Genomic DNA, 20,448 nt, shown 5'->3' on the forward strand with positions numbered 1-20,448 from the left:
TGCACACATGGACACACCCCGTCGGGGTGGGTGGTTCAGGGATCCAAGCGGAAAGCGTCCGCGTGGGACTCTGCGATAACCCAGGACAAATCACCTGTCAGCCCATCGAAATCTTGGGTTTGCCCACTGGGCCAAGTCACCGAGACCCGAACCGGTCCCTGATGATCCCCTAACCCCAGCACGATCTCGGGCTCGTCGCGGCAAAGATAGCCGTCACCGGTGGTCACTTGGTGATGATAGGTGCGATCCCCCGCGAAAACCTTGACCGAAGCCCCGATGGGATCTCGACAGGACTGGGTTCCGACCAACCGGAGTCGGATCCAGTGATGCGAAGTCGGGGTGCGATTGACCAAAATGGCGGACTTTTCGTTCAAATTCGTGACCGCGACGTCCTGCAACCCATCGCGATCGAAGTCCAGCCGCGCCATCGCTCGGCCCACGTGGGGAACGCCCCAATAGCCGCTTTCGTCATCGACTTTCTGGAGTTGATAGCGGCGATCTTTGAACACCAGCAACTGCATCGGCTGTTTGAACGGGCCAGTGGAGTCGGTGGAATCGTCGATGTAGCCGTTGGTGACGATCAGTTCGGGCAATCCATTCAGATCAAAATCCACCGCAGCGGTCCCGAAACCCAAAACATCAAAGCTGTGCCGATGCATGCCGGAACGAATAGAAAAGTCCCGAAACCCCGACTGGCAGCCATGAAAGAGCGATGATGGTTCGTTTTGAAAGTTGGTGATGTGCAGATCGGTAAGACCGTCCTGGTTCAAGTCGGCAGCCGCGATTCCCATCGATGCCGATGGATTCCCGTAGCTGCCAAACGCACAGCCACGAACCATCGCGTTCTCTTTCCAGTTCCGATCTTTCCCCGACGAACAGCTCCACAATCGATCGTTCCTTTGGTCGTTGCCGACAAAGATAGGGTTTCCGCCGGATGAATCTTGATGAGGGTTTCGAAGACCGACGACGATTCCCAACGACGTGTCGGGATTCTCCATCTTTGGCGAAATCACTTCGGTGGCATCCGATTCCCAGCCCTGTTCGGTTCCGAAGACGACAAGGTTCGGGGCGCCGGCAAAACTAGCGGGCCCGATCAGATACGTTGGACGGCCCTGTTCGTTGCGTGGTGGCTTGTCCCAAATCTTCTCGCTTTCGGCGTACGCCAAGACGATCAAATCCATCCATTGATCCGCGTTAACGTCAGCAATCGCAATCGACGCAGGCATCCATGTGGTTGGCTTGGTGATCATCACATCGCGGCGAAACGTGCCGTCGGTGTTATTGGTCAGCACGACAACGGATCCGAACTGATTGATCGCCAGGTCGTCAAATCCATCCTGATTCCAGTCGCCGGCGGTGACACCGATCGAATAGGAATCTTCGGATGATCCGGCCCATTGGCTGACCTCCACGACTTTTTGGCCCAGGTTTCGGTACAGCGGATTGGACGCGTCGGTCTTGAATTCAGGCGGATCCGCCGCCCCTTGGGCAAAATACAGATCACAGGCCCCGTCCAGGTCATAGTCCAACGCGGCCACACCGCCACCGAGAGCTTGGTAGATCGTGAAACCGTCTGACTGGTCGCTGGCGGCGACGCGAAACTGGTGATCCAACCCGACCGATTCGGCAACGTTGTTCCACCGTGCGGTTTCCGGTGGATTGGGACAGGAATGGTGTTTCCAAGCCAGTGGTGTCGCCCCGGATTGGCGCGATGCAAACGGGAACTTGCCGGCATCGCCCTTGGGCCATTTCATACCGGTCGGTGGAAACGCGTCCGGTGATTTTGCCAAGCGATTAAATTCAGTCTGCAGCGGCGTCATCTGCTCTGCCGAATCGCCCCGATGACTGGCAGCCATGGATCGCCATAACACAGCTTCCAAGGGTCGATCGAGCGGTTCCAGCCGATCGGCCAATTCATCCATTGTCTTCGCGATCGCGTCCCCTGCGGCGGGGTCATCTGTCCCGGTCATCGTTGCAATCTGATTGCTAAGCCGCATGGATTTCAGCAGATGTCGAAAGCGAACTTCCCATTTCTCGGCGCTGGTATCGTCGCCCGCCGTCAGGTAGGCCTGGCTAAGCCGCTGAATCGACGCGGCGTCGGTCCCGTCGATCGAAACCGCCACCGATAGTTGGGCGATTGCCGCATCCGTATCCCCCTGCCGCAGCGAAAGAATTCCTTTGGCGGCCCAGTAGTCCGAGTACATTTTTTGAAAGCGGTTGGCATCATCGATGCGTTTCAGAGCCGCTTCGTCCTGCTGGGATTCAGCCAAGATTCGAGTTCGAAACGCTTGCACGTCGGGCGGTACAAATTTGCCAGGCGATTCATCTTCGGCAGCCTGGAATTCGCTAGCCAACAAATCGGCAGCCGCCTGATAGGACCTTTGCTTGAACAGTTCACGAGCCTTGGCAACCGCCCCGATCGAGTCGGCGGCAACGGTATCACCGACGGAAATCAAGGTTGCCAGTTCCGATCGCCGGATATCACCGCTACGGCACAACGACCGCAAGGATCGCTTGGCTGCGTGTGGACGCCCCATCTGGGTCAACAATTTGGCTAGTCGACGATGGACCATGGCGGAATCGGGAACCGCGGCAAGAATCTTTCGATAGCACCCGATGGCTTCTTCCGGACGGCCCAATTGAATCAACCATTCCGACGCCGTCCCGAGCGCTGGCAACGCGGCGTCCGAGTTCTGGATGATCGGCTGTTGAAGCGTCTGCACCGCGTTTTCGAGGTCTCCTTGGGCAGCCATCAATTGCGCAAGCGTAAATACGGCTACCGGATCGTCCGGGTTGGCGACCAAATGCGATCGCAGGATCGCGTCGGCCTCGGCAAAGCCCTGACTTTGGATCAGCATCTGGACATGTTCGGCCTGAAAAGGCACGACCTTCGATTCCACCACATCGGATCTGGCCGCAGCCGGATCGACATCATCCAGTGAATTTTTCCCGGGCTGAACGGCAACCGGGTCAGCCGCTTGATCGGTGGGCGCTTGATCGGTGGGCGCTTGATCGGTGGGCGCTTGATCGGTGGGCGCTCGATCGGTGGGCGCTTGATCGGTGGGCGCTCGGGATGGGGGACCACAGCCGATCGCCAGCAGCAGAAGGACAGCGAACCAGCCCTGTAACAACGAACAGGGACGCAGGTGTTTTTTCGGTCGGTGATCATCCAGCACAGGGTCGCTCCGCATAGAAAAGTGTCCGGCGGACAACGACGGCAGCGCCGAGGTCCCCCAACGAATCCTAATACCGGCCGGTTCGGGATAGAATTTTTGCTGACGTCGCGGCGAACCCCGGTGACGATCTTGCGTTAACGCTGCAGCCACTTTCGACGAGAGGGTTCGCCATTCCAGGACCAAAAGCTGCGTCGACTTGGGTGACGAACCATCCGTCGCGGGCATTCCCAATGCGGACCTGGGCTGGCAATATAGCAGCTGCGCAGGTGCCAATCCAATTTGTGATCGGCTAAGGATCGGTCCCGAAACGACGCTGCGACTTGGTTGCCAGCGGCCGCAGCAAGGTTTTGACCGAAGCGTTGGGAGCGGAATTCGACATTTCCAGCCCAATCAACTCGTCGTAGCCGTCGACTTTCCCCAGGTCATTGATTGCCACCAGAATCCCGTCGGCAGGAATCAAATCCTTGGGATTCAATCACTTGAATTCTCTGATCCGCTGCGACGGTGCCAATCGCTTGGGTCTCGCCGCTTGGCCAATCCACAATGACGTCCGCTTGGGTTGCCGCCCCCAGCCCGAAGGAGACGACAGATTCGTTTCGGCATAGATAGCCATCCCCAGCGGTTACCATTTCCACACGTTCACATTTTCCAACCTGCACACGAATGAGTGCCCCAGTTCCATCTCGCTCGCTCTTCGTTCCCACCAAGTGAATCTGTAACCAATGGTGCCCACTTTGCGTTTGATTCAGTAACAGCGCCGAACGCTCACCGAGGTGCGTGACGACAAAGTCCGTTTTCCCATCCCGGTTCCAGTCAAGCTTTGCCAATCCACGTCCAAGATGCCCTTGATCCCAGTAACCCGAGTTCCTCTTAACCTCGACTTGTTTAAATTTCCCCCCTTCGTTGCGAATCAGTTGGCAGCGTTGGCGGAATGGTCCTGAGTTTTTGATGGAGTCATCAAGTTGCCCGTTGGTGACCACCAAATCTCGCCATCCATCATTGTCATAGTCAATCGCTTGGCAGCCAAAGCCGACCCTTGGACGAGTCGGGGAATCCAGGCCGTATTGGACACTGCGATCCTGGAACATTCCGTTGCCGTGCATGAACAGGCTAGAACTTTCGTTTTCAAAGTTGGCAATGTGGATGTCAAACAGCCCGTTGTTATCGAAGTCTGCGGCGGCGATGCCCATCGATCCCGTTGCAGTGCCATCAAACCCGTAGGCGCAGCCAATCAGGGACGCCACATTCGACCACTTTCCCCGCTCGGGATCACGGCCCCAGAGCTGATTGGGGTACAGGTCATTGCCCACAAAAATCTCGTTGCCAGGCATGCCATCAAAATTTGCGATGAGCACTCCTAGTCCTGGTAACCCAGCGGATTGTTCCATGCCAACGGATGGGCTGACACGCCCCTGGCCATCATTGATCATCAGTTGATCCGCGGTGTGGCTGAAATCACCCGGTGAAACCTGGTCAAGAACTCGATTCGATAAGTCTCTGGGCGGCTTTTTGGCGATTTGGGGATCGTCCACGTAGTAGACGCAAAAAAGATCCGGCAACGAGTCGTCAGTCACGTCCGCCATCGCGATCGACGAAGGCAGGCGTTGAAGATTGGGAGTATCAGCTAGCGGACGGCTGGTGAACGTTCCATCGCCGTTGTTGATCAGGAGCGTGTTCACGCCCAGGTTGGCTGAAACGAGATCAGGAAAACCGTCCTGGTTCCAGTCGCCACTGGCCACACCCAGCGAATACCGTGTCTCGCTCGCATCGGCGCGTTCGGTGACATCCAACAGCGAATGGCCGACGTGACGAAAGAGCTGATTGGAAAGTTGGCCACGGTAGGTTGGCGGTTCCGCAGCCCCTTGAGCAAAGTACAGGTCGCACGCACCGTCCAAATCAAAATCACAGACCGCAACTCCACCACCAAGTTGCTGGTAGATCGAAAATCCATTTCCCGTCGGCTCGGCAGCGACCTGGTACGTATGATCCAACGCGATCGCAGCAGAAAGATTCTCGAATTTGGCGGGCGCCGATTGGCCGATCCTGTGCGAGCAGACCGCAGGATTTTCCAGCGATGATGTTGCCACAAACACATTTTCTGGCAGCGGATACGTTAGCAAATTCGATCCATACAATCGAACGCTCGCCGATGGAAAACCACGCTTGGCAGCCACCAGACGTTCTCGCTGCTGGCGTAATCGAGTCAGCATTTGCCTCGTGTCGGCGTGCTCTGCGATCCCTTCCGCACCGGTAGCGGGATCCGAAAGCACGCCAACCGTTGCCACCCATTTCCAGAGAGTGGCTTCGAGTGGACGGTTGAGTTCCGCCAGTGATTCGGCAAGTTGCAATGCCTTTGCCGACTCTGCAGGGTCAGCGGCAGCCAATTCACGATTGAGTTTCATTGATTTCTTAATCGCGAACGAATAGTCTTGCCATAACTTTGCCTGTTCCACCTCACCGATGGTCTGCAGCGCTTGGCGAAGCCGGTTGACCGAGCGCAGGTCAGTAGGGTCACGGTCGATCGCTTCGGCCAGCGCTCGGATGGCCGTTTCGAACCGCTGCTGCCCCAATTCCAGTGTGCCAATCGCGGCCCAATAGTCAGCGTGTTTTTGGGTGTCTTCGTCAACTTGTGAAAGCCACCATTGGATGGCCGTGTCGTGTTGCCCCTCGCAAACCGCCCGGCCATAGAGCGCGACCACGGACGGCGGTGCCAGACCCTGGGCGATCATCGGACGCACTTGCTCGCCCGCCTCGCGATACCGTTTCTCGGTGAACAAATGCCTGGCGATCCCGGAGGAGCCGATCGGCCAGTACATTCGCTGGTTTGGATTCGCCGCGGCGTTTGACGTGTCTTCGGGGGCGTCATGCATCGCCGTCGACAACGAAATCAACGAATGAAGCTCGTCTTGCCGAATATTTCCTTGTCGGCATAATTCGCGAATATGTACGGCCGCTTCGTGTCGACGGCCTTGGCGGTTGAGCAGATAAGCGAGCTGACGCCGAGCTCGAATGGCGCTGGGAACGGCGGAGATTACTTGAAGGTATCGACGCTCGGCTTCATTGTACCGTTCCAACTGAAACAGCCAGTCGGCCGATTGTCCGAGGGCGGCAAGCCCGGCTTCGGGATGATCCCAGGGGATTTGCTCGAGTAGGTCAACGGCCATGTCCAGTTCGTTGGATCCCGCGGTTAGCATCGCCAAGAAGAACAGTGCCTCGGTATCATCGGGGCTGATTATTAAAACTTGCCGCAACCGAGACTTAGCGGCTTCGGGATCCCGACCGGCAAGCTGCCTGGATTCGTCCCGCAACCGCTTGCAAGTGCGTTTCTGATTCGCCACTCCAGATTCCACCTCGGCGATCGGCACCGACAAGGCTTGCGATGGAGCAGGTTTCTGCCGTTGGATATCATTGCTGGTCTGCTGCCCAGAACCTTCTGGTGAGACGCGTGAAATCTCCTCAGGGGGCAGGCGTTCGCAGCCAGTCATGCACTGCGCCGCAATCAGAATCCCGGTAGGCAACCATTTCATCAAACCATTCCTCTCGTGACTAGTCATCGGCAGAGCTTGATTTCGGTTCTCCCGGCCCTTGCAGCGTACCGGCAGCGAAGCGCACACGCAAATTATCGCTGGACACTGAATTCTTGCTCGTTCTGCGGTAGCCCCCTGTGGCGATTCTGCGCGAACGTTTCAGCCACCCTTTGTCGATGCCAGCCGCGGTGCGAGGGTTGGACCGTCGCTGGACGCCATGCATAATAGGCTTCCCCCCCCAGCATTCCCCTGGTTTCCCCTCCTGAAAGATTGGCGTCACTTGATCAACCAGCCGGAAAACGAGCCAGCAGCCGTCGACATCGATGGCAAAACGCCTTGGGGGCTGGCGACGCAACAGCCCGCGGTATCGTTTGTCATCCCAACGATGGACGAAGAACCGTCGCTCGCAAAACTGCATTCGGAAATCAGCCGAGTTTGTGCAGAGCAGCAGATCGAACACGAAATCATTTTTGTCGACGACGGGTCCAGTGACGGTTCATGGCGGTTGATCGCATCGCTGGTGGCAAGCCATCCGGGCACCGTGGGAATTCGATTTCGCCGCAACTTCGGCAAGGCGGCCGCGTTGGAAGCTGGGTTCGCCGCAGCAAGAGGAAAATTCATCCTGACGATGGACGCCGACTTGCAGGACGATCCCAAGGAAATCCCTCGTTTCCTAGCCAAGATGGACGAAGGTTTCGATGTCGTTAGCGGATGGAAACGTGTTCGGCATGACCCCTGGCATAAAGTGCTGCCCAGCCGCGTCTTCAATGGCATGGTGAGTCGATTGACCGGGGTGAAGTTGCATGATCACAATTGCGGATACAAATCGTATCGGCGCGAGATCTTTGACGAGGTTCGGCTGTACGGCGAACGGCATCGATTCGTTCCCGTGTTGGCGGCCGCCCGCGGATGGCAGGTCGGCGAGATCGAAGTGGAACACCACGCGCGTGAATTTGGCAGTTCCAAATACGGTGTTTCGCGGCTGGTCAAAGGGTTCCTGGATTTGCTGACGATCTATTTCGTGACCAGGTTTTCGGCACGTCCGCTGCACCTGATCGGCACCTTCGGTTTGCTTAGCTTTGCCGCCGGCGGGATGGGCATCGTGTATCTATCGGTTCGCTGGTGCGTGTCCCGGCTTTCAGATTCGATGGTCGATTTGCACCTGCACCAAACGGCCATCTTTTACTACTGCATTCTGTTTGTCCTGCTGGGATCCCAGCTCTTCTTGGCCGGATTGTTGGCGGAACTGATCGTTTCCAAGACCGACGACCGACGCACCGTTTACAACATCGCCGATCGATTGCCCAAGTGATCAGCCCGCCAGCTGTTCCTCCCTGTGAACCGCTTTCTTCTTTACCCGTCACCACTTCACAATTCCGTCATGCGTAAAGAAGAAACTGCTCGTCAACAAACCCGGTCCATCATGGGTCTGATGATCCTGATCTGTTTGTCGATCGCCGCAGGCCGTATCGCGGTCGTCACCAGTCCCGAGGGGAACACGGCGTTCCTGTCGGCGAACGACCGCAGTCGATGGTGCACCATTTCCAGCTTGGTCGAAGACGGCACCTACGCGATCGACCGACAGATCGCAATCAGCGATCCGGTGCATCGCAATCGCCGACCTTGGGGAACGATCGACAAGGTTCGGCACACAGGATCGGACGGGCAATTGCACTACTACAGCAGCAAGCCGCCGCTGTTGCCGACGATGATCGCAGGGGTCTACAAGATTCTGAACCTGTGCACCGGGATGACCATGACGGCACAGCCGATCTATGTTCCGCGAATCTTGTTGGCGTTGGTCAATCTGCCCCTGTTGGCAATCTTCCTGATCGCGACCGCGCGCGTGATGGAACAAGTTTGCCAGAGTCGGGCGGGTCGAATCACGGGGACGGCGGTGACCTGTTTTGCGACCATGATGTTGCCGTTCACCGTCTCGCTGAACAATCACTTGGTGGCCGCAGCGTCAACGGCATTGGCAATGGCGATCTACTTGTTCATCGCTGATCGCATCGCCGGTGCCCAACGTGGCGACCGACTGGGCGTTGGTTGGTGGTGGTACGGCGCCATCGGAATGGCATCCGCCTTTGCCGCTGCCAACGAATTGCCCGCACTTTCGATGACCGCGCTGTGGATGGTGCTGTGCTGTCTGTTGAACTGGCGTTCGGTGACACCCTTCATCGGTGGCGTGGCGGTGGTTGCGATCGGCTTTTTTGGCACCAATTGGATGGCGCACCAAAGTCTAAAGCCGGCCTACGGTCACCGTGGTGTCGGCAGCCTGATCGCTCGGATCGACTCGGCCGGCGACTCATCCAGCAATGATCCCGATTCGCCGTTGGCAACGGAAATCCAGTCGATCCTTTCCGACAAAGGCCTGGCACCGTCCGATGCGACTTTCCAAATCACCCCATCAGATGAAGCGGGGCGATTCGTGGTCCAGGCCGATGGGCACCTGTTCGCACTGGTCAACCAGGAATCCGCCTGGCAACTTTCCCACTGGGACGACTGGTACGAATACCCCGGCAGCTACTGGAAAGACGGCCGACGCCGCGGTGTCGACAGGGGCGAACCGTCCAAAGCGGTGTACCTGTTCCAAATGACATTGGGGCACTACGGCATCTTTTCGCTAACCCCCATCTGGCTATTGCTACCATTTGGGTTCGCGATTTCATTGCGAGTCGGCGCGTCGGAATACCGCTGGATGGCGGGCGCTACTTTGCTAGCAACCCTGGTTTGCATTCTGTTTTATGTCAATCGACCGATGATTGACCGCAATTACGGGGGCGTCAGCACGTGTTTTCGGTGGGTTTTGTGGTTCGCACCGCTGTGGTTAGCGATCATTGCACCGGTTTTAGACGAATGGTCCGAGAGCCCCAAGCGAAGGCGGATCACGGGTGCATTGTTTGCCGCCAGCGTCTTCTCGATGTCGACGGCGCTGGCGTCGCCGTGGCAATCCCCTTGGCTATACCGGTTTTGGCAGTTTTTGGGGTGGATCGGCGCTTAGCGGCAGGCGTACCATCGGCGATTAGGGTGTGCACAGTCTGTGCATCTTCACGCGCGAACCAAGGGACGGTTCGGCAAAGCCATCGGAAGGCACCACAGCATTGGCCGGCACGACGCAAAAGGCGCAGCCACGTCGATCGGGACGCATGTCGCGATGGTTGTTTGCTGCGCTGATCGTGGCCGCGTCGCTGTTGGCGATCCGTTCGTTGGCCCCACAAACGATCGGTGAAACGGCGCGTTGCAAATTTCTAAGCCAGCTTCGCGAGCATTATCCCAACCACGATGTCTCGGTCCGCCACGGGCACTTTGACCCCAACGTCGGGTTGGTGTTCGAAGATTTGCGGATCAGCGAACCGGCATCGTCGATGCTGCAATTCCGGTCTCGTGAAATGGTCCGGATCGAACGGCTGACGGTGATCGGGGATCTGCACGCCGAAAAGCTATTGGATCAACAGAATCCACTGGTGACTCGCCGTGTCTTGGTCGAGGGACTGACCGCCAACCTGTGGCTTGAAGACGACGACCAACTATCGATCCTGTCGTTGCTGCCCCTGCCAAAACTCGGGCCGGCCGCACCACGCATCGATCTGCGGCAGGTCCGATTGCGGCTATTGGGTGATTCCCCCAGCAGTCGCCCGATCGACGCCGAGATGTCCGAGGTGGTGATCCTGAACCACGTTCATCCCGATCAATCGGTCGACACGGACATCACCGTGGTCGGCGCCACGGACTTTGCCAACGACGTCAAGTTGAAGGTGTCGATGCGAGGCGGTTCACTGGACGTTCGCTGTGCGGCCAACGGCGTGCACTTCAACCGCCGTCTGTACGACAACCTGCCATCGGGTTGGCGACAAATGGTGCACCACGCCAAAGACCTGAACTGTGTCTGCGATTCATCGATTTCGTACCATCGAACCGCGGCGGGGAAAACCAACTACCAAATTCGAACGGCGATCCACGATGGGCGTTTCGCGCACACACGGTTGCCCGAACCCATTTCCCAGATCCGTGGCTTGATCGTGTGTGACCCATCGGGGCTGACGATCGAAGCATCGCAAGCCAACCTGGGTGACGCGATCATGCAGATCACCGGCAAGTTTGCTGACCTGAAATGGCCATGTCAGGCCGACCTGGAAATCCGCACCCGCGGATTGTTGTTGGACGATCGGTTGTCATCCGCACTGCCGGCATCCCTGCAAGAAGGGTGGCGAAAACTGCAGCCCTTTGGCCGCATCGATATCGACGCCAAATTGGCCCATCGCGACGGCCAGTGGCAAACCGATGCTGACTTGACCTGCAAAGGCGTCGACGTACGTTACGAAAAGTTCCCCTATCCGATCGAACAAGTCGTCGGCCCGATCCGACTTCGCAACAACATTCTGACGACCGAAGGTTTAAGCGGACGGATCGCCAGCCAATTGATGCAGTGCGCATTCCGGCTGCCCACCAAGCCAGAGATCACCCACGAAAAATCGTTAGTCGTCACCACCGACGGTCCCATCCCGATCGACAATTCGTTGCTGAAATCGTTGTCGCCGCGAGGCGCCGATACGACCGGGTTGGAATCATTCGTCCGCTCGCTACGCCCGCGTGGTTCGATCCAACTTGGGATGGCGGTTTTTGCGACCGATGCGCGGGGGCACCAAACCAAAAAGATTGAACTGAAAGTCATCGACGGTCACATGCGGTACGACAAATTCGCGTACCCGTTGTACAACGTGTCGGGCGGCATCGTCGTCGACAATGACCTGGTGACACTGTCGGGATTCCGTGCAACCAATGCCAATGCTGGCGTCATCACCTGTGATGGCACCTACCGAATGCCGACCACGCACACGCCGCCCGCCCAGTTCCGAATCACGGACGACCAGGTCGTCGCGCCGTCGGTATCCCGACTAGACATGAATTTCCAAGCATCGAACGTACCGATGGACGAATCGTTGCGGTCGTCGTTGCCATGGACGACTCAGCAAACCTGGGATGCGATCTCCCCGAGCGGTGTGCTGGACGAATTGAACTTACGGCTGGGCAAAACCGGCGTCGATGGTCCCATCCAATTGGACATCACGGCCCGTCAACGGGATCACGGACAGGTCACCAACCGCATCCTTAGTATCCGACCGTCATCGCTTCCCTATCGGTTGGATGTCACCGGCGGCGTGGTTCACTTTGATGGATCCAGTGTCAAAATCGAATCGTTGTACGCCAGCCATGATGCATCCAAGCTATCGGCCGAAGGGGTTTGCGTGCAGGACGACGATGGCCGCTGGGTGCTAACCGCACAACTCCATAGCGGCAGTCGGCTTCACCCGGATGCCGAGTTGATCGCGGCCCTGCCAAGTCAGATGCGGGAAGCGATGCGACGACTGCAACTTCGCGGTCCGGTCAGCATCCGTGGCAGCACACGATTGACGATCCCCGACGAAGCCCGCCCGGAACCGATCATCGATTGGGACTTGGACCTACAGCTGGAGGGCAACCGAATTGCGGATGTCGGACCGGTGCATTCGCTGCGTGGCGAGATCTCCATCAAAGGCACTCGAAACGAATCGATCTTGCAAGCCGACGGGCAAGTCAAAATTGACTCGATGCACATCGACGACCTGCAAGTCACAGGAATCAGAGGCCCGTTTTCAATCAACGACGATCGACTGTTGTTGGGCGGCAGATCGACACAGCGTCGCATTCCGGCATCGTTCCGCACATCGAACGTTGCCCCATCAATCAGCGGCCGATTGTTCGACGGTTCGATCGACATGGACGGCGAGGTGATCCTGTCGTCGGGAGACTTCGATGTTGGTGTCGCCGTCCAAAACGCACGCGTCCCGACCCTGTTGGCTGACTTCGGCTACGGCGATGCCGATCTGACGGGGACGTTCACCGGACAAACGAAACTACAGGGCAACCTGGGCAGCAGCGACTTACTAAAAGGCAATGGCGCGGCGCGAGTCACCGGAGCGAACCTGTATCAGTTGCCCATGATCGTGAAGGTCATGAACTTGATCAACCTGAAGCCGACCGAAGACGTGGCATTCACCGACGGGGAAGTCGAGTTCACGATCTTTGGCGATGCCGTCACGTTCAACGATCTACAGATTTGGGGCGACCTAGTATCGCTGCAAGGTGGCGGCACCATGAACCGACGCCAGGAATTGGACCTCACCTTCAACACCCGAGTCAGCCCTCAGAATACGTTCACCAAAATCATCCGACCGCTACGCAGCCAGCGATACACTTTGATGACGATCGACGTCACCGGACCACTTAGCAATGTCCAAATCGAACGCCGGGCGTTGGATGGCGTGGGAGAAACCCTGGGCAGAATCTTCCCCGGAATGGGCGGGCAAGAACCCGAAACATCCGCCGATTCAGGGGGTGGGTTTGGTGGCTGGTTCCGCTAGTTTTCGGGTTTGGATGGTGGAGCAGAGGAGAGTGCGAGCAGACGGGGTAGGACGAAAGTGGAGAAGGAAGGACGGGGAGTTTAAGTTCGAGTTTAAGTTCGAGTTTAAGTTCGACAAGTTGGAGGAGGAGGACAACGGTTTGATTAGAATGGGGGCGAGATGTGATGAGTCGAATGAGATTGTCCGTTTTCTAAGCCGGAGACTGTCCCGCGATGAATATCAATCCGACGCCAGCAGCGGCTTCCGTTGCAGGCGTGTCACGTGCCGTCGCCAAAGGTGGCGAAAGCGAAAAACAAGCAACTGACGCGACCAATAAATTGGCCGCATCGGAAACGCCCGGCGGCAACCACGCCGAACTCAGCGAGATCGACAAGGGAAGCCCCACCGGTGATCGCGGTGGCGATGGACGTCAAGACCTGGACACCTTCGAAGGTCATGACGATGAATCCCAGAATTCCGATGACAACGGTGAAACCGGATCATCGGACATCGCGGCGACGGCGAAGCAACCGACGACGGACGCCGATGGCCACTTGGATTTCGAAGCCTAGTGGTTTGCAACGAATCGAACGACAGATTCTCGCCAGCCAACCATCGCCGACCTTTCCGGGTTGATCACTAGCAGCCCGAGCGAATCGCAAATTTCGCGGTCAACGAAATCCCCGGTTCGCCCCGCAACCAGTTCGCCCCGCAACCAGTTTGCCCCGCCACCGGTTTGCCCCGCCACCGGTTCGCCCCGCCACCGGTTCGCCCCGCCACCATCGCTGTCCCCGGTCGGGCGTCCGCAGATCCAGCGCAATCGTCAGCGTCAGAATCCGTTTCCAAGACTTCGCGTCCCGAAGCATCGGTAGATTAGGAACCGCTACCACAGCGATCTACCATGACGATAGCCGTCGTTCTCCGACAGGCCAGCAGCGACGATTCTCTATTCCTCGTCGTGCTGCGATCATCGCTTCATTTTCTTCAGGCTGCCGTTATGACGGACCAGATCGAGCACATTGAATCCAACGTCCGCGGTTACGCAAAATTGTTTCCGACGGTTTTCGATACCGCGATCGGATCGACACTGTGCGACCAATCCGGAAAAACGTTCATCGACTTTTTCTGTGGCGCCGGAACGCTGAATTACGGGCACAACCATGCGGGAGCCAAAGAAGCGTTGCTGCGATACATTTCACGCAACGGCATCCAGCACTCGCTAGACACCGTGACGACTGCCAAAATCGATTTCTTGACAGCCTTCGAAAACACGATTCTAAAACCTCGGCAACTGGACTACGTCGTTCAGTTCACCGGGCCGACGGGAACCAATGCGGTCGAAGCCGCGATCAAACTGGCAAAGAAACGCACCGGCCGATCGCACATCGTTGCCTTTACCAACGCCTACCATGGCCACACACTCGGGTCGCTGGCGTTAACCGGCAATCGATATTTCCACAACGACCTGTACGGTTCTCATAACGACGTCACCCACTTGCCATTTGATCGATACCTGGGCGACTTCGACACCTCAGCGATCCTGGCCAAAATGCTATCGGATTCAAGCAGTGGGTTGCCACTGCCGGCGGCCGTGATCTTAGAAACCGTCCAAGGCGAAGGCGGCATCAACGTCGCCAGTACCCAGTGGCTTCGCAAGATTGCCGAACTTTGCACGGCTAACGACATCCTACTGATCATCGATGACATTCAGGTCGGCAACGGACGCACCGGAAAGTTCTTCAGTTTCGAAGAATCCGGCATCCATCCGGACATTGTCTGTTTGTCGAAATCGATTGGTGGCGGACTGCCGATGTCATTGGTTTTGATCCGCCGTGATGACGACGTCTGGCAACCAGGCGAACACACTGGCACGTTCCGCGGAAACAACTTGGCATTCGTCGCGGCGACGGCCGTCTTGAAACACTGGGACGATCCCCACTTCGAATCTCAGATCGAAACACGCAGTCGTGTGATCCAGGCTTGGTTGACGGAAACCTGCCAACGTTACTCATCGCAATCGTTTGACCGTCGCGGACGCGGACTGATTTGGGGCTTGGATGTGCGATGCGGCAAACTGGCTCGCCAGATCATCGATCGTTCGTTCGATGCGGGATTGCTGATCGAAGCCTCTGGCGCCGACGACCAGGTATTGAAACTGTTGCCCGCGTTGACGATTGAAATGCCGCTGCTGGTCGAAGGATTGAACATTCTGGATCGGGCGATCGCCGCGTCGATCCAACCGGCGAATTCGACCGCCGCCAATTCCACGGTTCTAACGCCGCACTTTCCTGCGCCTGCATTCTCGGGATTGCTGAGCGAATCGGCGGCATCGGGAACCACGCGTTCATGATTTCGTCGTCGATCCAACCGTCCGAAGACTTGGTCGCGTTTCCTCGGTTATGGTCGCGTCAGGTCGCCAGAACTCCGGACCGCATCGCGATCGTTTCCGAAGATGGCCAGTGGACGTACCGGCAACTCGATGCGATGTCGCTGCGGATCGCATCGCAGTTGCACGCCGCCGGCGTCCGCGCGGGCCGGTGTGTCGGGTTATGCGTCGATCGGTCGCCCGAGGCCATCGCGTCCATGCTGGGGATCATGCAACTAGGTGCCATCTTCGTGCCACTGGATCCCGAGTATCCGGTTGACCGACTTGCCTACATGGTTGCCGACGCCAACATCCACACGATTGTCGGCCATCCCCATCATCGCGATTCGATGGGCGACGCGATGTTGGACGATCAACGCGGGCCATGTCGCTGGATCGATTGTGATCCGAGTCTGTTCGGTTCAACGGGCACCGATGCGCCGATGAATCCCTCGGGCGATCCGGTCCGTTTCGACCTGCCCGAAATCGCGCCGACGGATCTGGTTTACATCATGTACACATCGGGGTCGACCGGACGCCCCAAGGGAGTTGAAATCGACCATCGGGCGTTGGCGACTTATTGTTTTGCCGATATCGATTGTTACCAGGTGGTCGAAAGCGACCGGACCTTACAGTTTTCGACACTGAACTTTGACATCGCGATTGAAGAGATCTTTCCGCCGCTGTTGACCGGCGGCGCCGTCGTCATCCGGCCGCGAGGGCGGGCAAGCGATTCGAACGAATTGTCCAGCCTGATCGACCGCTTTGATGTGACCGCCATCCATCTGGCCACCGCCTACTGGCACCAATGGGTCGATCTGATGGTCGCTGCCAAACAACGGGTACCAAGCACACTGCGATTGATGATCGTGACGGGCGAAAAAGTATCGGTATCGCACTACCGAAAATGGCAATCCATCTGTGACCAGGACGTGCTGTGGTGCAACGCGTATGGACCTACCGAAGCAACCGTCAGCGCGACCGTGTTCATTCCCGACGATGGTTTCGATGCCGCCAACATGCCGATTGGCAAACCGCTGAAACGTTATGACGCATTCGTGTTGGACGCAGACCTGAACGTTCTTGGCGAAAACGAAACAGGTCAATTGTTCCTGGGCGGTCCGGCACTGGCGCGAGGCTATCACAATCGCCCCGACCTGACCGAGGCCGCGTTCATTGAAACCGAAATCGATGGCGTCCAACATCGTCTGTATCGAACCGGCGACATCGCTCGTTGGTTGCCTGACGGGAACATTGACTTCGGCGGCCGCATCGATCACCAAATCAAGCTGGGTTCCTATCGAATCGAACCGGCCGAAATCGAGGCCGTCATCAATGACCATCCCCAGGTGCTTGAATCGCTAGTCAGTTACGACGAAGTCGATGGAAAGAAGTTTCTAGTGGCCTACTTGGCTATCGGCAGCGAAACGGTCACCGCAAATCCGATCGCCAGCTATCTGAGATTGAAACTGCCACCATACATGGTGCCCTCTCGATACGTTTTTGTGGACGCGTTCCCCAAAACGATCAACGGAAAGATCGACCGCCGCCGACTGCCTGCGCCGGACCAGGGGCAAGTGCCACGCCAGGATTCCTATGTCGCCCCGGAAACCGACCTGCAGAAATATCTAGCGGATCTGTGGCAGGACGTTTTGAACCTGCCTGAAATTGGCATCCACGACGACTTTTTCTTGTTGGGTGGCAGCTCGCTGTTGGTGACCCAGATCGTGGCACGCTTGACGACGGACATGGCGATCGAGTTGCCGGTCCGCGATTTCTTTGCGAGCCCAACGATCGCCAGCGCAGCCAGGCATCTGGAAGGCATGCTGGACAACGAGTGCAGCAATGACAACGACGAACTGGTCGCGGCAAGGTCGAAACTGCCGCTGGTCGACGCGGACTATTTCACCAGCGATGGTGACCGACTATTCAGCGTTCGGTATGCCCCCAAGTCTTGTCGCGCCAGCAAATCCATCATCCTGTGCCATTCGATCGGCCATGAATACGCACGCGGACATCGCAATCTGCAACAACTGGCGATCCAGCTTTGCAAAATCGGTTACGAAGTATTGCGATTCGATTTCGCATCGACCGGAAACTCCGAGGGCGACTGTGAACGGCTGGACCTTGCGACGATGCAACAGAACTTGGTCGACGCCAAACGGTTCATGCAGATGCGTAGCGGGACCGAAAGTGTTTCCGTCGTGGGACTGCGGTTGGGTGCTTCGATCGCAGCCTTGATGCCGACGGGAACGTTCGACTCCGCCGTGCTTTGGGATCCCGTCATTCGCGGCGATCAGTTCCTGGCATCGCTGGACCAATTCCACCAGCATGCTCTCGAATCGCTGACTCGGTTCAATCAAATCCGATCCGCCGGCCCCATTCCGCAGCGGTATGGGCAAACGATGACCGACCACAATCGCAGCAGCCTGGAATCGTTACGTTTGGATCAATCCGATTGCGGACAGACGGACCTAGGATCGATCAAGCGAGGCCAGCCGGACACGCTGGTCGTGCTGACCGACGGTTGGGATTCGACACCGGCCGCATTGCATTGGCAGCAACGACAGCCCAACGTCGTGCAAACTCAAGACGTCGCTGCCTGGAACGATCATCGATTTACCGAAAGCGCGTTCTCGTCGCCGGAAAGTTTCCGTGCGATCCTCCACTACTTTGGCAATCGAGACTAATCATGGACCATGCCATTGTATTCGGATCCTACGACCACCTGCTGGGTGTTTGGAACGACGCCGAAACCACTGCCGCCGATTCAACTTTGAACACCGCATCCGATCGACCGGGGCTAGACGATGACGTGGCCGTCGTGATGGTGACCGCGGGCATGCTACATCACGTCGGTCCGTTCGGATTGCACTGTGATTTGGCTGCTGAATTGTCGCGATCGGGAATCCCGTCTCTACGATTAGACCTTTCGGGAATCGGCGAAAGTTTGGGCATTGGTGTGGGTGGACGATCCATCGACAGGGCGGCTGACGAGATTCGTCAGGCGATCGACTGGATCAGTCAACAGCGCACCGGTCGGCCGATTCGCCGCATCGTGATGTTTGGACTCTGCAGCGGAGCGGACGATTCGATTCACGCTGCACTTTCAGATGATCGGATCATTGGCGTGGTGGCAATGGACGGATGCGGATACCCGGCGGGGGCCTTCACTTGGCATCGTATGATCGGCCATTATCTGCCCCGACTTCGGCAACCACGCAAGTGGAAACAATGGTTGATGTCCCGACTGCAAAACGATCAAGCGGCGCCCAGTTCGCTACAGCCTGGGTCAGACATGCGTGAATTCCCATCACGCTGCCAAGCCGCCCAGCAAATCCTGTCACTAGCCCAACGGTCGGTTCAGGTGCATTTCGTTTACACCGGCGGGGTCGACGACTATTACAACCATGCTGGCCAGTTCGCCGCAATGTTCCCCGAGTTAAAAAACAGCCAGGGGATCACCAGCCACTATTTCCCGCAGATGGATCACGTCGCACTGTTGGCCCAGGATCGATCAGAATTGATCCACCACGTTTCTGACAACGTCCGTTCGATGTGTCGATTGTCGGCAGTACCGCGTCTGGAATCTGAGTCTGACGTCGAACAACGCAAGGACTTGGCAACCGCGTAATCACGCTCGTTGGCATTCCCCCAGTCCAAGCCCAGACCGGTCGTGGGGAAAGCGTGCTGCCCGGGGGGGGATCATTCCTCTTCGTCGAACATCATCACGCTGGCCGACAAGTCATGCTCGTCTTCCAACAACGTGTCTTCCAGCGCGGTGCTAGAGAGCGACAACTGATCACAATATCGGCGACAGATCTCGGTTGCCAGATTTTTGTAGAGCTGTCGGCCCAGCTTGGGAAACCGTCGCGAGAGCGCATCAAAGCGACGCCGCGAAATGAACTGCAGTTCTGCATCCTCCGAGATGATTGCTGACGAAAGTGGATTGCCGCCTCGCAGCAACATCGTTTCGCCAAAATAGGATGGGCTGACCAATTCGACTTCTCGTCCGTCGGGCGTCTCCAGTGCAATCCGTCCTTTGTGGATGAAATAGACACCGGCATCGGGCCCGTTCTTCACCGCCAATCGCTGGCCGGCCGACGCGCAGACCAAATCCGAATGGTTCAGCAATCGCATGGCTCGGCTTTCCGACAAACCTTTGCATAGGAACGAATCCTTCAACAATTTCAGTCGTCGCCGCAGATCCTCTGGTCCCCCGGTCGGATCATCGCCCGGGCGGGCCAGCAAGGTGATGGCGGTGATGTTGTCGGAACCACCGGCATTCATCGCATACTCGATCAAGGCCGATGGTGCCGACTGCAACCATTGCCGATCGACCAATTCGCCCAGTCTTGCCGCAGCGGGCAGGTAGTTGCTTAACCCATCGGAACATAGAACACAGACGTCATCGGGGAACAAATCGAACAGCAGCGTTTCCACCTCGACAGTGCCTCGAGTCCCGATGGCACGCGTCAGCACGTGGCTGTAGCGGTCCAGTTCCGGGGCGTCCGGCGACAGTTGCCCCTGGCTGATCATTTCGTTGGCCAACGTATGATCGGTACTCAATTGATGCACCCGATCATCACGAATGACGTACAACCGCGAATCACCGACGTGCCCCATGATCGCTTTGGCGTCCAACACTAGCACCAACGTCAGCGTGGTTCCCATGCCTTGATGGCCAGCGAGGACCATTCCCAATCGATACAGTTGGTCGTTGGCAAATTGAATTGCCTGTTCCAACATTTCGACGACCTGGAAATATCCACCGGGTGACTTTCCGGCGGTCGCCAAAATGGACTTCCGTTCTTGGATGTACTGGCTGGCAAACGCGATGGCACGCTCGGACGCAACTTCGCCCGACGCGTGCCCGCCCATGCCATCGCAGACCATATACAACCCGATCGATTCGTCGATCAGAAACGAATCTTCGTTTCCCGTACGGACTCGGCCGACATGGCTATCGCCGGATGCTGTGATTCGCATTGCTAAGT

At 57.4% G+C, this 20,448-nt stretch carries 11 protein-coding genes; 7 read left to right on the forward strand and 4 right to left on the reverse strand.

Features of this window, described 5'->3' with window-relative positions; genetic code table 11:
- Nucleotides 1-35: 35 nt before the first annotated feature.
- The 3 genes from K227x_RS23305 to K227x_RS23315 form a co-directional block, all read right to left on the reverse strand.
- Nucleotides 36-3,191 carry an FG-GAP-like repeat-containing protein gene (locus K227x_RS23305; protein WP_145173530.1) on the reverse strand — a complete coding sequence of 1,052 codons (3,156 nt, stop codon included), beginning with the start codon at nt 3,189-3,191 and terminating at the stop codon, nt 36-38.
- Between the two features lie 274 nt (nt 3,192-3,465).
- Complete coding sequence (locus tag K227x_RS23310; protein WP_218933480.1) at nt 3,466-3,612, reverse strand: hypothetical protein; 147 nt, start codon at nt 3,610-3,612, stop codon at nt 3,466-3,468.
- On the reverse strand, nt 3,599-6,703 hold the full coding sequence (locus tag K227x_RS23315) for an FG-GAP-like repeat-containing protein (RefSeq protein ID WP_218933481.1): 3,105 nt from the start codon (nt 6,701-6,703) through the stop codon (nt 3,599-3,601). The genes K227x_RS23310 and K227x_RS23315 overlap by 14 nt, the downstream gene beginning before the upstream one ends.
- Nucleotides 6,704-7,022: 319 nt before the next feature.
- Between K227x_RS23315 and K227x_RS23320 the strand changes: the two genes are divergently transcribed.
- From K227x_RS23320 to K227x_RS23350, 7 genes are all read left to right on the forward strand, one after another.
- Nucleotides 7,023-8,015: a glycosyltransferase family 2 protein gene (locus K227x_RS23320; protein WP_261343467.1), complete on the forward strand. Its 993-nt coding sequence runs from the start codon at nt 7,023-7,025 to the stop codon at nt 8,013-8,015.
- A 69-nt stretch (nt 8,016-8,084) separates the two neighbouring features.
- Nucleotides 8,085-9,707: a hypothetical protein gene (locus tag K227x_RS23325; RefSeq protein WP_246146122.1), complete on the forward strand. Its 1,623-nt coding sequence runs from the start codon at nt 8,085-8,087 to the stop codon at nt 9,705-9,707.
- Between the two features lie 145 nt (nt 9,708-9,852).
- The gene (locus K227x_RS23330; RefSeq protein ID WP_145173542.1) at nt 9,853-13,107 is read left to right on the forward strand and encodes an AsmA-like C-terminal region-containing protein; all 3,255 of its coding nucleotides are present in this window, start codon (nt 9,853-9,855) and stop codon (nt 13,105-13,107) included.
- 212 nt (nt 13,108-13,319) lie between these two features.
- A complete protein-coding gene (locus K227x_RS23335) occupies nt 13,320-13,658 on the forward strand; it encodes a hypothetical protein (protein ID WP_145173545.1) in 339 nt (112 codons plus the stop codon).
- Nucleotides 13,659-13,987: 329 nt separating this feature from the next.
- Entirely contained in the window at nt 13,988-15,436 is a 1,449-nt protein-coding gene (gene ectB, locus K227x_RS23340) for a diaminobutyrate--2-oxoglutarate transaminase (protein WP_246146124.1), read from the forward strand.
- Nucleotides 15,433-18,141, forward strand: coding sequence for an amino acid adenylation domain-containing protein (locus K227x_RS23345; RefSeq protein ID WP_145173548.1), 2,709 nt, complete (start codon nt 15,433-15,435; stop codon nt 18,139-18,141). Before ectB ends, K227x_RS23345 begins: the two co-directional genes overlap by 4 nt.
- Before the next feature lie 2 nt (nt 18,142-18,143).
- Entirely contained in the window at nt 18,144-19,085 is a 942-nt protein-coding gene (locus tag K227x_RS23350) for a serine aminopeptidase domain-containing protein (protein WP_145173551.1), read from the forward strand.
- Between the two features lie 71 nt (nt 19,086-19,156).
- On the opposite strand, the gene K227x_RS23355 is transcribed toward K227x_RS23350, so the two are convergent.
- Nucleotides 19,157-20,440: a protein phosphatase 2C domain-containing protein gene (locus K227x_RS23355; RefSeq protein ID WP_145173554.1), complete on the reverse strand. Its 1,284-nt coding sequence runs from the start codon at nt 20,438-20,440 to the stop codon at nt 19,157-19,159.
- Nucleotides 20,441-20,448 lie beyond the last annotated feature (8 nt).

The sequence above is a fragment of the Rubripirellula lacrimiformis genome, from assembly GCF_007741535.1.
Lineage (GTDB): Bacteria > Planctomycetota > Planctomycetia > Pirellulales > Pirellulaceae > Rubripirellula > Rubripirellula lacrimiformis.

Bases quoted from the DNA above. Each gene is read 5' to 3' on its own strand.
- K227x_RS23305 (WP_145173530.1), bottom strand. From the start codon at position 3,191: ATGCGGAGCGACCCTGTGCTGGATGATCACCGACCGAAAAAACACCTG.
- K227x_RS23315 (WP_218933481.1), bottom strand. From the start codon at position 6,703: ATGAAATGGTTGCCTACCGGGATTCTGATTGCGGCGCAGTGCATGACT.
- K227x_RS23325 (WP_246146122.1), top strand. From the start codon at position 8,085: ATGCGTAAAGAAGAAACTGCTCGTCAACAAACCCGGTCCATCATGGGT.
- K227x_RS23330 (WP_145173542.1), top strand. From the start codon at position 9,853: ATGTCGCGATGGTTGTTTGCTGCGCTGATCGTGGCCGCGTCGCTGTTG.
- K227x_RS23335 (WP_145173545.1), top strand. From the start codon at position 13,320: ATGAATATCAATCCGACGCCAGCAGCGGCTTCCGTTGCAGGCGTGTCA.
- ectB (WP_246146124.1), top strand. From the start codon at position 13,988: ATGACGATAGCCGTCGTTCTCCGACAGGCCAGCAGCGACGATTCTCTA.
- K227x_RS23345 (WP_145173548.1), top strand. From the start codon at position 15,433: ATGATTTCGTCGTCGATCCAACCGTCCGAAGACTTGGTCGCGTTTCCT.
- K227x_RS23350 (WP_145173551.1), top strand. From the start codon at position 18,144: ATGGACCATGCCATTGTATTCGGATCCTACGACCACCTGCTGGGTGTT.
- K227x_RS23355 (WP_145173554.1), bottom strand. From the start codon at position 20,440: ATGCGAATCACAGCATCCGGCGATAGCCATGTCGGCCGAGTCCGTACG.